The following is a 13226-nucleotide window of genomic DNA, read 5'->3' on the forward strand; positions in this document are numbered from 1 at the left end:
GGAACGATTTATCCGTTGAAAATTCTGTTTTTCGCGTGTTTTCTATAATTTTTCAAAGGCAATAAAAGAATTAAAGAAATTTCATAAAGCAAGGAGGATCTATGCTTCAGTTTGACATTTTAATCGTTGGGGCTGGGGGTGCCGGTCTTTACGCTGCCCTTGAAACGAGTAAAAGGAAAGGGTTGTCTGTAGCTGTTCTCTCTAAGGTTTATCCTACCCGGTCACACACGGGGGCTGCCCAGGGTGGTATAAACGCCGCCCTTGGAAACGTTGCTCCAGATAGCCCTGAGAAACACGCCTACGACACAGTGAAAGGTAGCGACTTTTTAGCTGATCAGGATGCTGTTGAGCTAATGTGTGAAATGGCTCCAAAAATCATAAGGGAAATGGAGCACATGGGTCTTCCATTCTCAAGACTCAAAGATGGGAGAATTGCGCAAAGGCCGTTCGGTGGAGCTTCCTTTCCGAGAACGTGTTACGCTGCCGATAAGACAGGTCACGTTATGCTCCAGACCCTCTATGAGCAGTGTTTGAAAAACGGAGTGAAGTTTCTTAACGAGTGGTTTCTCCTTTCTATTGTCCATAACGGAGAAAGGGTTTCTGGCGTTGTAGCAATGGATTTGAGGAGTGGAGAGATTCACGGCATTCGTGCAAAGGCTGTAATTCTGGCGACAGGCGGTCACGCAAGGGTTTACTGGAATAGAACTTCTAATGCCCTTGGAAATACTGGAGACGGAACAGCTGCCGTTTTAAGGGCCGGTTTGCCTCTGAAAGATATGGAGTTTGTCCAGTTTCACCCGACAGGTTTGAGGAGGACGGGTATTCTCGTTACTGAGGGTGCCCGTGGAGAGGGCGGTTACCTGATTAACAATAAAGGTGAAAGGTTTATGAAAAAGTATGCTCCTGAAAAGATGGAGCTTGCTCCGAGGGATATGGTTTCAAGGGCTATAGAGACGGAGATAATGGAGGGAAGGGGATTTAGAGATGATGAGGGAAACGAGTTTGTCTACCTTGACTTGAGGCACCTTGGAAGGAAGAAGATTCTTGAGAGGCTTCCTCAGATAAGGGAGCTGGCCATTGACTTTGAAGGTGTTGATCCTATAGAGGAACCCATTCCCGTTCGGCCGACTGCCCACTACTCAATGGGTGGGATTGATGCAGATAAGCTGGGAAGAACCCCGATTAAAGGGCTTTACGCTGCAGGTGAGTGTGCCTGCATCTCCGTCCACGGTGCAAATAGACTTGGTGGGAACTCACTCCTTGACATAGTTGTTTTCGGGAAACTCTCTGGCGAGGATGCCATTAACTATGTTTCAGAAATTGGTTTTGCTCCCTTTGATGAATCTGAAGTTAAGAGGGAAGAGGAGAGGATTGACAGTCTGTTTTCTTCAGACGGAAAAGAGAAGCTGGTAGATCTGAGGAGTGAGCTTAGTGACGTTATGAGCTATGGCGCCGGCATTTTCAGGGAAGAGAAGAAAATGAAAGAAGCCCTTGAGAAGGTAAGGGAGATTAAGGAAAGGGCTAAACACGTTAAGGTTTACGATGGGGAGAGGACCTTTAACACGAATCTACAGCAGACCTTAGAGTTTTTAAACCTTGTTGAGATTGCCGAAACGATAGTTCTTCCGGCTCTGGAGAGAAAGGAGAGCAGGGGAGCTCACTACAGGACGGACTACCCTAAAAGGGACGATGAAAACTTCCTGAAACACTCAGTTGTTGAGAGAGGAGAGGATGGGGAGCTCCGCCTCTCATGGAAGCCCGTCGTAATCACCAAATACCAGCCAGAGGAGAGGAAGTATTAAGGGGGATAGAATGGAGAAGAGAGAGGTTCTTTTCAGAATAAAGCGTTTTAACCCTAAAAAGGACGAAAAGCCTTACTTTCAGGAGTATAAGTTAACTGTTCCAAAGGGTATGACGGTTCTTGAGGCCCTTCAACAGATAAAGGATACTCAAGATCCAACCCTTGCTTTCAGGGCTTTCTGCAGGAGCGCAATCTGCGGCTCCTGTGCCGTTAAGGTAAACGGTTTCCCAAAACTTGCCTGCAAAACCCAGATTTTCAACGAGCTTGACAAGTTTGGAACGGATACCTTAACACTTGAACCCCTTGATAACATGGAGATTATAAGAGACCTGATTGTTGACTGGGATAAGCCCTTTAAGAGAATGGAAGAGATGAAGCCCTGGTTGGTTCCAGACCCTGAGGTTGTTCCAAAAACCTTAGACGAGGAGAGTAGAGTTTATCCCAACGAACTTAAGAAGTTTGACTCCTTCACAGACTGTATTCTCTGCACTTCTTGTTTCTCCTCCTGTACGGCCACTCAGATTGACGAGAACTACGGTGGACCGTTCCAGCTTGCGAGGGTTTACAGGTTTGCAGTTGATCCTAGGGACGCCCTGAAGGCTGAAAGGTCAAAAATTGGCTACGCCTTTGATATGTGGAACTGTGTTCGTTGCAACAAGTGTGCAGACGTCTGTCCCAAACACATCTCTCCCGTTGATGGGATTATGAAGTTGAGAGGTCTTTCCATAGATGTTGGCCTGAAAGACAACCCAGGAGCAAGGCACGTTATGGCCTTCTACAAATCCCTACTTGAGTCCGGTATGCTCAACGAGGTTCTTCTTCCCCTTAGAACTAAAGGAATCAAGGGAGTTCTTGAGAACCTGCCTGTTGGAATAAAGATGATCCTCAGAGGGAAAGCCCACTCGCCGGTTATGAAGCCGATTGGAGAGCACGAAACACTTATTAAGGTGATGAAGGCCGCTATGGAGGTGGAGTGATGGGTAGATACGCCTTTTATCCGGGATGTGCTGCTAAGGGGGCTTCTAAAGAGCTTTACGAGTCAACTATTGCCGTTGCAGAGAAGCTTGGAATAGAGCTTGTTGAACTTCCACAGTTCAGCTGTTGCGGTGCTGGGGTTTTAGAAGAGGTTAAAGAAGCCGTTGACCTTGCCGTTAATGCAAGGAACCTTGCATACGCAGAAAAGGAAGGTCTGGACATAGTGACCGTTTGTAGCACCTGCCTTTTAGTCCTGAGGAAGACCAAGTATTTACTTGATAACGATGAAGATCTGAAAGAAGAGGTGAACGAAATTCTTTCTGAAGCTGGCCTTGAGTATAAGGGGACTGTTGACGTTAAACACTTCCACTGGGTTCTTTTAGAGGAGTTCGGAGAGGAGGGGCTTAGAAAAAGGGTTGTTAAGCCGCTTTCTAACTTAAAGGTCTATCCCTACTACGGCTGCCACACTGTAAGGCCTGAGAGTATTTTAGGTTTTGAGCCTTCAGAGAACCCTCAGTCTTTGGAGAAGATTATAAAAGCCCTTGGAGCTGAGCCCGTTTCCGGGGAGAGGAGACTTGAGTGTTGCGGTTTCCACGCCTTCTGGCCTGCTCCAAAAATGAGTATGAAGTTAACCGGTTTAAACCTTTTAGACGCCAGAAGAAACGGAGCAAACTGTATGACAACTCCCTGTCCTCTCTGCCACATGAACCTTGACGCAAACCAGTCAAGGGCACTAAAGGAAGTAGGAGAGAGCTTTAAGTTACCAGTTCTTCACGTTCCACAGCTTGTTGGATTGGCCCTTGGAATTGAACCTAAGAAACTGGGACTTCACAGGAATATCGTTCCTGTAAACTACTGATTGGGAGAGGGAGCTCCCCTCCCTTTCATTTAACTATCTCTGATTCCCGCCTTTTTGTAGGATAATTACCTTACCCTTTAAAACGGAGGGAAGAATGGTTACTCTCCTCTTCGTTATCGCTGCGGTTGTTCTGTTAATAGCCTACTTCACATACGGACGGTTTTTAAGGGATAAGGTCTTTGGCTTGAAGAAAGATGCCAGAACGCCTGCCCACGAGCTAAGAGACGGTGTGGACTACGTCCCTGCTCCAGCACCAGTCCTCTTAGGCCACCACTTCTCCTCTATTGCCGGTGCAGGGCCGATAGTTGGCCCAATAACTGCAGCTTCCTCTTGGGGATGGCTTCCTGCCTACCTGTGGGTTCTAATCGGAAACGTCTTCATAGGCGGCGTCCACGATATGAGCTCAATTGTCGCCTCCGTTCGGAACATGGCAAAGTCAATTGCAGAGATTGGGGGCAGATACCTATCAAAAAGGGCCGGTTTCCTTTTTAAACTCTTCATCTGGCTTGCCCTCCTCTACGTGGTTGCCGTTTTTATAAATGTTGCCCAGATAACTTTCAATGCTAAGGTTCCGTTGGTTGAAGGCGGCAAAGTTGTCTCTCTCCTTCCCATTGGTGGAGGAGTTGCAACCTCTGCAGTTATCTACATCTTTCTGGCCGTTCTCTTCGGAATTTCTGTCTACAGATTTGGTCTTTCCCTTAAGTGGGCTACTGTCATTTTCGTTGTCCTTGTCTACATTGCCGTTTATATCGGTCAACTCTTTCCCATAAACCTCTCTCCGGCAGTCTGGAACATCATCCTCCTCATCTACGTTGCTGTTGCCTCAGTAACTCCCGTCTGGATACTCCTCCAGCCCAGAGACTACCTCTCAAGCTTCCTCCTCTACGGTGCTGTTATAGGTGCAGGCCTTGGAATTCTCCTCTCCTTCGGTAATTTCCAGCCCCACATTCCTGCCTACTTAGGTTTTAACAGCGATATAGGGCCTTTAGTTCCGCTCCTCTTCGTTGTTATAGCCTGCGGTTCAATATCCGGCTTCCACTCTTTAGTTGGCTCTGGAACAACCTCTAAACAGCTTGATAAGGAGACAGATGCCCTTCCCGTTGGCTACGGAGCAATGCTCTTAGAAGGTCTGGTTGCTGTTATGTCTGTTATTTTCGTTCTCATCCTTACAGTTCCTGAGTTTCACATCCTCAAGAAAAACGTTGCAGCTATTTACGGAACAGGAGTTGGAAGGTTTATGGCAGTTCTGGGAATTCCTGAGAAGATTGGAGTTGCCTTTGGAATGCTTGCCCTCTCCTCCTTTGTTCTAACCAGCACAGATACGGGAACGAGGCTCGCAAGGTACGTTTTCACAGAGCTTACAGGAATAACAAACAGGTTTGTTGCCACCGGCGTTTCACTCATCATTCCAGCTTTCCTCGTCTTTCTCAAGTATAGAGATCCTGCCACCGGAAAGCTCCTTCCCGTCTGGAAGGCCCTCTGGCCTGTTTTTGGGGCTACAAATCAGCTGATTGCTGCCCTTTCCCTTTTCGTCGTTATGGTCTGGATGATAAAGACCGGAAAGGGTAAATACTGGTTCGTTACGGGAATTCCGTCCCTCTTTATGGCCGTTATCACCGTTTGGGCACTTGTTATGCTCTTTGTTAAGTGGAAATTTACAGTTATAGGAATTGCTGCCCTTGTTCAGGTTTTCCTTGCCCTCTGGATATTCTACGAGGGCTTTTTAGCTCTTAAAAAGCTTAAAGAGGAGAGTAATGGCTGAGGCTAAGAGTTTTGGCGAGAAACTCTTTTTCATCGCAACGGGGGTGAGGCTCCACGCAAAAGAGTATTTCTTAAGGGCTACAGGGCTTTTTAAGAAGTATGAATACTGCATAGCTTTTCCCTCTATCCCTGAAGGGCTCAAGGCTGAGAAGCTCCTGAAGGACTTTAAGGCTGTTTCTATTCCCATTCCCGATGAGATATTTGAAGGGTGCGGCGTTGGGGTTCTAGTCAGGGAAGAAGACCTTGATAGACTGCTCAAGTTCTTCAAGGAGAAGGGAGTCCTCGTTTCCGGAGTTTTTAAGAGAGAAGAGGATAGATTTGTAGAGGTGAAGAAGTGAAGCTGGCCGTTTTAGGCTCTGGAAGCTGGGGTTCTGCCCTTGCTGTCCACTTTGGCAGAAACGGTTTTGAGGTTTTCCAGTGGTGCCGTGAGACGGATGTGATAGAGTCTATAAACAGGGAGAGGGAGAATCCTGTTTTCCTGAAAGGTTTTAGGTATCCTGAAACTGTTGTGGCTACAGATTCGGTTAAGGAAGCGGTTTCAGAGGCAGATGTTGTCTTTTCCGTTATCCCTGCCCAGTTTACTCCCTCTTTCTGGGAAGAGCACAAGGGTTTAATAGCTTCCAGACCCTTAATCTGCGCAAGTAAGGGGATAGAGGTTAAGACTCTAAAGACCCTTTCTCAGAGGTTTGAGGAGATTTTTGGTTCACTTGAAAACTACTACGTCCTTTCAGGGCCTACATTTGCAAAGGAGATAGCCTCCGGCCTGCCTGCCGCCGCTGTTGTTGCAAACAGGAGTTCAGAGAGAGCTCTTGAGATGGTTAAGACTCTCAACACTTCCTCTTTCAGACTCTACGCCTCTTCTGACGTTCTCGGAGTGGAGCTCGGGGGAGCTCTCAAGAACGTGATAGCCATAGCAACGGGAATTTCAGACGGGATGGGCCTTGGGAACAACGCAAGGGCGGCCCTCATAACAAGGGGGCTTCACGAGATAAAGAGGCTTGGGAGAGCCCTTGGAGCAAGGGAAGAGACATTTTACGGCCTTTCAGGTGTTGGAGACCTTGTTCTCACCTGCACTGGAGACCTTTCAAGGAACAGGCAGTTTGGGCTTTTGGTTGCCAGAGGTGAAGACTTTGACGGAAAGCAGGTTGTTGAGGGTGTCCATACGGTGAAGGCCGTTGTTAACCTTGCCAGGAAACTCTCTTTGGAGATGCCGATCTCTCAGGCCGTCTATAAGATTATCTATGAAAAGAGGAACCCCGATGAGGTTATGAGGGAGCTCCTCTCAAGGCCGGTAAAAGAGGAGACACTTTAATGGGATGCTGCAACTTTGGAAGAGAGGATGAGTTTTTTCCCTTTGAGGAAGAGGCAAAGAGGTTCATAGAGGGGATACTTCCCCAGTGGAAGGCTGATAGGGAGTTCAGGGTGAGGACGAAGAAGGAGGAGCTCCGCCAGTTTGTCTCCTCCGTTAGGAACTCCCTCCTTGGCTATCCTGAAGAGGAGAAGCTCTCATACCTTGAATGCCTCCTTGAGAAACCTATACCTGAGGAAAAGAGAGAAGCCTTCTTTTACATATCCCAGAACTACCTGATTCCCTTCCTGAAAAGGCTTGTTTACTACAGGGCTAATGAACCTGAGGGATTTGAAGATCTGCTCTTCCTTGCCGATGAAATACTGAAGGAGCTCTCAACTTTTAAGAAACTGTTAAGAGAAGAAAAAGTAGAATTGGCCTTAGACGTTTTAATCTCTGCACTCTACCACCAGATGGAGGGGTAAATGATAGAGCGTTACATAGCAGACCTTGACGAGCTGAAGAAGAGCTTTATAGAGATGGCCGACATGGCCAAAAAGATAATAAACGACGCAATGGAAGCCCTCATGGAGAGGGATAAGGAAAAGGCCAAGGCCACCTATCAGTTTGACAGGCTCATAGACATAAAAGAGCTGGAGATTGAGGAGAGATGCGTTCGGATTCTTGCCCTCTACTCCCCTGAGGCTGCAGACTTAAGGTTTGTTGTTTCTATCTTAAAGAGTATTGTTGACCTTGAGAGAGTGGGAGACCTTGCAAGGGATATCTGCGAAACGGCCATAAGGCTCTCTGAAGTTCCACCCATAAAGCCCTACGTTGACCTTCCCAGAATGCTTAAGATAGTTTCTGAGATGCTTAAAGACTCGGTTATGGCACTTTTGAGAGGAGACGTTGAGCTTGCAAAAGAAGTAATAGACAAAGACGATATTGTTGACAGCTTCTACGAGAGGCTCTTTGACGAGCTTGTTGAGATTTCCCAGAAGAACCCTGAAAACGCAGCGATTGCGGTAAGGCTCATACTTGTTGTTAAGTCTTTGGAAAGGGTGGGAGACCACGCAACAAACATTGCCGAGTATGCCATCTACTACAAAACGGGAGACGTTGTTAAGCACAAAAAGGCTCAGGAATACCTTAAGAAACTTAAGGAAAAAGAGGCTGAAGGCTCCTCTGAAGGATAGAAATGGTCTCAAACCCTTTTCTCTTTTTAAGCTACGACTTTGGAGTTAGAGCTCTCTTAGCCTCTATTCTTACCGGTTTTGTCTGCTCTGCCGTTGGCTCATACGTAGTTTTAAGGAAAATGAGCTTTGCCGGGGCTGGCCTTGCCCACGTTGCCTTTTCAGGGGTTGCCTTCGGCTTTCTAATTGGTCTCTCTCCCATTTTAACAGCTCTTCTATTTACCCTTTCTGCCGCTGCTGTTATCTGGTATCTAAGCAGGAAAGGTCTCCACTTTGACGTTGGGATGGGAGTTCTCTTTGCAACCAGTATGGCACTGGCAGTTCTTTTCTTAAGCCTTTCAAACACCTACGGCGCTTCCGTCCTTTCATACCTCTTTGGAAGCCCGCTATCTGTTGAAACTCAAGATCTTTTAGTTCTACTATTTCTAACCGTTCTGGTTTCCCTCTTTTTCACCTTCCTCTGGCGGGAGATATACCTGATTACTTTCAGCGAGGAGATTGCAAAGGCCTCAGGCTACAGGGTTGAGCTGATAACGTTTTTGATGAACCTTCTCGTTGCCGCCGTCGTTACCTTCTCCCTTAAGGCGGTGGGAGCTCTCCTGGTTTTCTCACTCCTTGTTGTCCCCTCAGCCTCCGCCTTCAGGTTCTCTAAAAGCTACGGCCAGTATTTCACCCTTTCCCTTCTCTTTGGAGTCCTTTCAGGTTTCTTAGGAATGCTCACCTCGTTTGCATTAGATGCCCCCTCAGGAGCTACCATTACGCTGGTCTCTTTCTTAATCTTTCTTTTTTCCGCCGTTAAGTCCTAAGAGTTCCTTCAGCTTCAGTGCGTTTAGGGCTCCAGTTCCCCCTACCGTGTTGTTGAAGAAGACGCACTTGACCTCTGAGGAGCTCCTTTCTATCCTCTCTGCAATCTCTTTAAGCTCTTCTTCGGTGTAGGAGCTCCTGTATAAACGCTCTCTTCCGTGAAACCTGAAGTATGAAAGTTTTTCCGTTTCTTTACACCCCTTCAGCCACCCTAAACTCTCTGGAGAGTCTGAACAGACAACTGTTGTTTCAACCTCACTGAGGTGTTCTTTCCAGGTGGGGCTGCGGAGCTCCACTGCTACGTCAATTTCCTCTTTCCTGAAATTTTCAACTGTTCTGTTGAGAAACTCAAGGTTCTTCTCGCTGTAGGAGAAGCTCTTTGGAAACTGACCCAAAAGGCAGACCAAGTTCTCTTTCAGTATTTCCTTTACAGTAAGGAAAGGCCTAACGTTCTCTTCCGTCAGCTTTCTGTAGTGGGTTATTCCCCTGTAGAGCTTGAAAACAAACTTAAGCGGAACTTTACGGTAGTTTCTGATTGAGGACTTAACGGGAAGCCTGTAGAACGTTGAGTTAACTTCTAATCCGTTGAAGTGCTCTGCGTAGTAGAGGAGCCACTGGCTCATAGGCAAGTCTTCCGGGTAAAAAACGCCCTTCCAGTCCCTGTAGAAGAAGCCGCTTGTTCCAAGAACTATCAACGGCTTCCCTTAATAAGGTTCAGAACCTCCCTTACCCTCTTCCCAACGCTCCTTGCCGTTTTTAAACCCCACTCGTCAATCTCAAACTGGTCGTCTACCTGCTTTGCAACAGCCGCGCACCCAAAGTGTGCCGTTGGGTCTGAGTCTGAAACTAAGATCATTCCGTGGATGAGTGCCCAGGCGTGGATTGCCTGAAGCGTGTGTTCCTGACCGCCGTGCTTTGTTGCCCCAACGGCAATTGCGGCACAGACCTTGTCCTTCAGCTCCCAGTTAACCCTTAAAGTCCTTGACCTGTCAAACAGGGTCTTCAACATTCCCGTAATTGAACCGAAGTAGACAGGAGAACCGATAACTATAGCGTCGGCCTCCTTCATCTTCTGAGCTATCTCTTCATATCCATCTTTAACTACACAGATTCCGCCGTTCCTCTTACAGGCGTTACAGACCTTACAGTACTCAAGGACGTAGTCTGAGAGGGAGATGATCTCAGTCTCAAAACCCTCAAGCTCTTTAAAGGCTTCCTCTAAAAGGATGAGTGTTGACCCTTTCCTGTGTGATCCGTTTATCCCCAGAACTTTCATCTTCCCTCCTAACTCCTCTTCTTAAAGACGATTCTGATGGGTATTTTGTTGAACCCGAATGCCTCTCTTATCCTGTTCTCTAAAAACCGCCTGAAAGACTTTGGTATCCCCTCAGGGTAGTTTGAGAAGAGCAGGAACGTTGGCGGTTTCGTCTTTACCTGTGTTCCGTAGTAGATTTTGACAATCTTATTCTTGTAAACAGGGGGCTGGTGGATCTCCATCAGCTTCTGGAGAACCCTGTTGAACTCACCCGTTCTTACCTTCTTCGTATACTGCCTGTAAACGTCTTTTATCTGCTTGAGGAGCTCTTTTAGTCCTTTCCTCTCCTTCGCAGAGATGAAGACCCTTGGAGCGTAAGGAATAAAGTCAAATGTTAAGTCCAGCTCTCTGTGTATTCTTTCCCAGTCCTTCTCGCTCTTCAGCTTATCAATTTTGTTTACTGCAATGATTATGGGCTTGAACTTCTCAAGGGCTATTCCGGCGATTTTTGCGTCTCTATCTGTTGGCCCTTCTTCCGCATCAACTAAAAGAACGACAACGTCTGCCCTGTCTATTGCGTCTAAAGCCCGAAGATACGAGTAGTATTCAATGTCCTTTATCTTCCCTCTCCGCCTTATTCCGGCGGTGTCTATGAAGATGAACTCGTCGTCTCCTATCTTTACGTAGGTGTCTATTGCGTCCCTCGTTGTTCCCGGAACGTCGCTGACTATTGCCCTCTCCTCTCCTACAAGGGCGTTAAGAAGTGTGGATTTGCCCATGTTGGGCCTTCCAACTATTGCAACCTTTATGGGCTCTTTCTCCTCTTCCTCTATCTCATACTCCTTTCCGGCTGCAAGGTCTTCTGAGAGCTTGTGGAGCTCCTCCGTTTCCTCTCCGGAGATGAGCCTTTCGGCCTTCTCCCTCCTTTCCTTCTTCTCGTATTCCCTCCTTGCCGCCTCCTTCAGCTCCTCAGGGAGCTTTTCCAGTATCTTTTCTATTAACGTTGGAATTCCTATCTTGTGGATTGCAGAGATGGGAATAACCTCTTCAAAGCCGAGCCTGTAGAAGTCGTAGATAAGGTCTTCCATAAAGGGTTCGTCAACCTTGTTAACGGCCACAATTACTGGCTTTTTCCACTTCCTCAGAATCCTTGCAACTTCCTCGTCTAACGGAGTTACCCCCTCTTTTCCGTCAACTACGAAAACGATTACGTCGGCCTCGTCCATTGCCCTTTTGGCCTGCTCTGTCGTCTCTTTTGCAAACTCGTGGACCCTTCCCGTTGTATCAACTCCCCCTGTGTCAACGAGTAAAACGGTATGGTCGTCTAAATCTGCCTCCTGAACGATTCTGTCTCTGGTTACTCCTGCAGTGTCGTCTATTATGGCCACCTTCTTCCCAAGTAGCCTGTTGAAGAGTGAAGACTTGCCGACGTTAGGCCTTCCAACTATCGCAACAACGGGGAGTCTTCTCATACCTCCTCCGCCATTACCATGTCGTAGAGCTTCTTAAATACGCAGGTGAACTCAACGTTCTCGTCAAAGGCAAAGGGAAGAGTCTCAACCTCCCAGATCTCCTCTCCGTCGTATAGGTAGCGGGTTCCCAGGAATGCAACGTCGGGGAGCTCCCTGAAGTAGTACTCCCTCTCTCCCTCCTCTTTTGCCCTTTTCAGGAAACTCCTCAGCTCATCTACGGAATCAAAGTTCTTAGTTGTTGGAATCACAAACCTTAAAGCAGCGTAGGTGTTCCCACACTTCCTGCACTCCCCGTAGAGCTCCCTTGCATCTATAACGGTTCTGAACTTCCTCTCCTTTGCAAGTTCCTCAACCATCTCTATAAGGTCAACTAAAGGTTCCTCTTCCTCTCCTAAGTAGACTTCCTGTTCTGTCTCCTCTAACCTGTCTGGGTAAATGACCATGAGGGGAGCTCCGCAGTAGGGACACTCAACCCTTTCTCCCTCTTCAGGAGCAGGCTCTAAAAGGCCTATGAGCCTCTCAAAAAACTCGTTCATATCGTAGTCGTCTGCAACAAGCTCAATGGGTTCGCTGCACATTGAGAAATCGTACCTGTAGTTCCTGCTGATGAAGTCCTCCATCTCTCCTCCTCCTTCTTTGGTTTCACAGAAAATTTAACCACAAAAAGAAAAGGGGGAAGGCATTAGCCCTCCCCCTGAGTTAAAAGTTTATGGAATTACTGGTTTTGCTGGCTTTCCTGTGAACCTGCTTCGGGAGTTTCTGTTTCAACCTCTTTAACGGCCTTCATAAGTGCCTGCCCTACGTAGTAACTGGCAAGGAGCTCCAGTCCCCAAACAAGGAGTGTTGGGATAGCAGCTCCAAGGGTTACAGCTTCGGCTATTGGTCCTATCACTATGGAAGAGATGATGTTCAGCTCAAAGAGGGCGGCAATGAGGAAGACCAGGAAGAACCCTAAGTAGTAGGCGTATTTAAAGGGCTCTAAAGAGCTGAGCCACATGGAGAGGAGAGCTGCAACGCTTAAATCCTCAAGTTTCTGGAGCTGTGCAGCTTCAGGGCTTTTGGTTATCTTCTGCGCGATTTCAGACTTATCGGGAATTTCCCCATCTAAAAAGGCCTTAGCTGCGTTTGCAATTCCACCGTAGCCGAAGATGAGTCTGTTGGCAAAGAGCCAGAAGCCTAAGAATCCAATAACGAAAGCTGCAGCTTCAGGGTGTGCGGCAATAACTAAGCTGAATAGGAATATTCCCAGAACAATTACAGCTATAAAAATTCCAAATACTATCCACCATAGAACCCGTTGCATTACTTACCTCCCTTAATCCCTTTTTTCTGCTGTGCTACGTTCTTACCCCCTACCCCCAACTTGAACGGATGGGCAACCGTGTAGAGGTCTGGAGATAGCGGGTGAACATAGGTGAACGTTGCAAGAACTGCATCTCCAATCTGGAGCTTCTCAGTTCCGGCCTTCAGCTTAAGCTCAACCCTTGTTACCACTCCCGGCGGTAAAACTGCGTGGACTGGAACGTGTGAGACAATGTATCCCTGCTCCTTGCTGTTCTTTCCGGGGGTGAAAACGAAAGACTCGTCAACTATTGTAAGGGGAACTCCGCCAGGGTTGAGGATTGAGTAGGTGATGGAGTGTTTCTCCCTGTTGTAGTGGGCGTCAATAACAATTGGAGAGGCCGGAATGGACGCCACAACCTTTGCTACTGTTCTCTGCGTGAAGAAACTTCCAATTCCCCAGCCGAGAATCAGGGCAATAACAGAAATTAAAATAAGAATATTTGCAGGTCTTTTCATCTCGTCCCTCCTACTATC

The 13226-nt window shown here is 47.4% G+C and carries 15 protein-coding genes; 9 read left to right on the plus strand and 6 right to left on the minus strand.

Annotated elements, in window-relative coordinates; genetic code table 11:
• Positions 1–101: 101 nt before the first annotated feature.
• From sdhA to F8H35_RS06510, 9 genes are all read left to right on the plus strand, one after another.
• A complete protein-coding gene (gene sdhA / locus F8H35_RS06470) occupies positions 102–1802 on the plus strand; it encodes a succinate dehydrogenase flavoprotein subunit (protein ID WP_472572724.1) in 1701 nt (566 codons plus the stop codon).
• 10 nt (positions 1803–1812) lie between these two features.
• Positions 1813–2778, plus strand: coding sequence for a succinate dehydrogenase/fumarate reductase iron-sulfur subunit (locus tag F8H35_RS06475; protein ID WP_472569457.1), 966 nt, complete (start codon positions 1813–1815; stop codon positions 2776–2778).
• Positions 2778–3635, plus strand: a complete 858-nt coding sequence (locus F8H35_RS06480) for a CoB--CoM heterodisulfide reductase iron-sulfur subunit B family protein (protein ID WP_472572725.1) — start codon at positions 2778–2780, stop codon at positions 3633–3635. Before F8H35_RS06475 ends, F8H35_RS06480 begins: the two co-directional genes overlap by 1 nt.
• Before the next feature lie 94 nt (positions 3636–3729).
• Positions 3730–5397, plus strand: a complete 1668-nt coding sequence (locus F8H35_RS06485; protein WP_472572726.1) for a carbon starvation CstA family protein — start codon at positions 3730–3732, stop codon at positions 5395–5397.
• Entirely contained in the window at positions 5390–5734 is a 345-nt protein-coding gene (locus F8H35_RS06490) for a putative Se/S carrier protein (protein WP_472572727.1), read from the plus strand. Before F8H35_RS06485 ends, F8H35_RS06490 begins: the two co-directional genes overlap by 8 nt.
• Complete coding sequence (locus F8H35_RS06495; RefSeq protein WP_472572728.1) at positions 5731–6708, plus strand: NAD(P)H-dependent glycerol-3-phosphate dehydrogenase; 978 nt, start codon at positions 5731–5733, stop codon at positions 6706–6708. Before F8H35_RS06490 ends, F8H35_RS06495 begins: the two co-directional genes overlap by 4 nt.
• Positions 6708–7169 carry a hypothetical protein gene (locus tag F8H35_RS06500; protein ID WP_472572729.1) on the plus strand — a complete coding sequence of 154 codons (462 nt, stop codon included), beginning with the start codon at positions 6708–6710 and terminating at the stop codon, positions 7167–7169. Before F8H35_RS06495 ends, F8H35_RS06500 begins: the two co-directional genes overlap by 1 nt.
• Positions 7170–7880 carry a phosphate signaling complex protein PhoU gene (gene phoU / locus F8H35_RS06505; protein ID WP_472572730.1) on the plus strand — a complete coding sequence of 237 codons (711 nt, stop codon included), beginning with the start codon at positions 7170–7172 and terminating at the stop codon, positions 7878–7880.
• A 2-nt stretch (positions 7881–7882) separates the two neighbouring features.
• Positions 7883–8683 carry a metal ABC transporter permease gene (locus tag F8H35_RS06510; protein ID WP_472572731.1) on the plus strand — a complete coding sequence of 267 codons (801 nt, stop codon included), beginning with the start codon at positions 7883–7885 and terminating at the stop codon, positions 8681–8683.
• On the opposite strand, the gene F8H35_RS06515 is transcribed toward F8H35_RS06510, so the two are convergent.
• The 6 genes from F8H35_RS06515 to F8H35_RS06540 all read right to left on the minus strand — a co-directional run.
• Positions 8651–9376 (minus strand): DUF72 domain-containing protein, encoded by a 726-nt coding sequence (locus tag F8H35_RS06515; RefSeq protein WP_472572732.1) that lies wholly within the window; start codon positions 9374–9376, stop codon positions 8651–8653. The two genes, F8H35_RS06510 and F8H35_RS06515, sit on opposite strands and share 33 nt — an antisense overlap.
• Positions 9373–9957 carry a flavodoxin family protein gene (locus tag F8H35_RS06520; protein ID WP_472572733.1) on the minus strand — a complete coding sequence of 195 codons (585 nt, stop codon included), beginning with the start codon at positions 9955–9957 and terminating at the stop codon, positions 9373–9375. The genes F8H35_RS06515 and F8H35_RS06520 overlap by 4 nt, the downstream gene beginning before the upstream one ends.
• An 8-nt stretch (positions 9958–9965) precedes the next feature.
• Positions 9966–11408 (minus strand): ribosome biogenesis GTPase Der, encoded by a 1443-nt coding sequence (der, locus tag F8H35_RS06525; RefSeq protein ID WP_472572734.1) that lies wholly within the window; start codon positions 11406–11408, stop codon positions 9966–9968.
• Positions 11405–12028 carry a hypothetical protein gene (locus tag F8H35_RS06530; protein WP_472572735.1) on the minus strand — a complete coding sequence of 208 codons (624 nt, stop codon included), beginning with the start codon at positions 12026–12028 and terminating at the stop codon, positions 11405–11407. Before F8H35_RS06530 ends, der begins: the two co-directional genes overlap by 4 nt.
• A gap of 95 nt (positions 12029–12123) precedes the next feature.
• Positions 12124–12711, minus strand: a complete 588-nt coding sequence (locus F8H35_RS06535; protein WP_472572736.1) for a hypothetical protein — start codon at positions 12709–12711, stop codon at positions 12124–12126.
• Positions 12711–13226 (minus strand): hypothetical protein (locus F8H35_RS06540; RefSeq protein ID WP_472572737.1); only part of this gene is annotated, 516 nt, incomplete at its 5' end. The genes F8H35_RS06535 and F8H35_RS06540, both read right to left, overlap by 1 nt.

The sequence above is a fragment of the Thermovibrio sp. genome (genome assembly GCA_015488335.1).
Taxonomy (GTDB): domain Bacteria; phylum Aquificota; class Aquificia; order Desulfurobacteriales; family Desulfurobacteriaceae; genus Balnearium.

Bases quoted from the DNA above. Each gene is read 5' to 3' on its own strand.
- F8H35_RS06485 (WP_472572726.1), top strand. From the start codon at position 3,730: ATGGTTACTCTCCTCTTCGTTATCGCTGCGGTTGTTCTGTTAATAGCC.
- F8H35_RS06510 (WP_472572731.1), top strand. From the start codon at position 7,883: ATGGTCTCAAACCCTTTTCTCTTTTTAAGCTACGACTTTGGAGTTAGA.
- der (WP_472572734.1), bottom strand. From the start codon at position 11,408: ATGAGAAGACTCCCCGTTGTTGCGATAGTTGGAAGGCCTAACGTCGGC.
- phoU (WP_472572730.1), top strand. From the start codon at position 7,170: ATGATAGAGCGTTACATAGCAGACCTTGACGAGCTGAAGAAGAGCTTT.
- F8H35_RS06490 (WP_472572727.1), top strand. From the start codon at position 5,390: ATGGCTGAGGCTAAGAGTTTTGGCGAGAAACTCTTTTTCATCGCAACG.
- F8H35_RS06475 (WP_472569457.1), top strand. From the start codon at position 1,813: ATGGAGAAGAGAGAGGTTCTTTTCAGAATAAAGCGTTTTAACCCTAAA.
- F8H35_RS06500 (WP_472572729.1), top strand. From the start codon at position 6,708: ATGGGATGCTGCAACTTTGGAAGAGAGGATGAGTTTTTTCCCTTTGAG.
- F8H35_RS06480 (WP_472572725.1), top strand. From the start codon at position 2,778: ATGGGTAGATACGCCTTTTATCCGGGATGTGCTGCTAAGGGGGCTTCT.
- F8H35_RS06535 (WP_472572736.1), bottom strand. From the start codon at position 12,711: ATGCAACGGGTTCTATGGTGGATAGTATTTGGAATTTTTATAGCTGTA.
- F8H35_RS06530 (WP_472572735.1), bottom strand. From the start codon at position 12,028: ATGGAGGACTTCATCAGCAGGAACTACAGGTACGATTTCTCAATGTGC.
- sdhA (WP_472572724.1), top strand. From the start codon at position 102: ATGCTTCAGTTTGACATTTTAATCGTTGGGGCTGGGGGTGCCGGTCTT.
- F8H35_RS06520 (WP_472572733.1), bottom strand. From the start codon at position 9,957: ATGAAAGTTCTGGGGATAAACGGATCACACAGGAAAGGGTCAACACTC.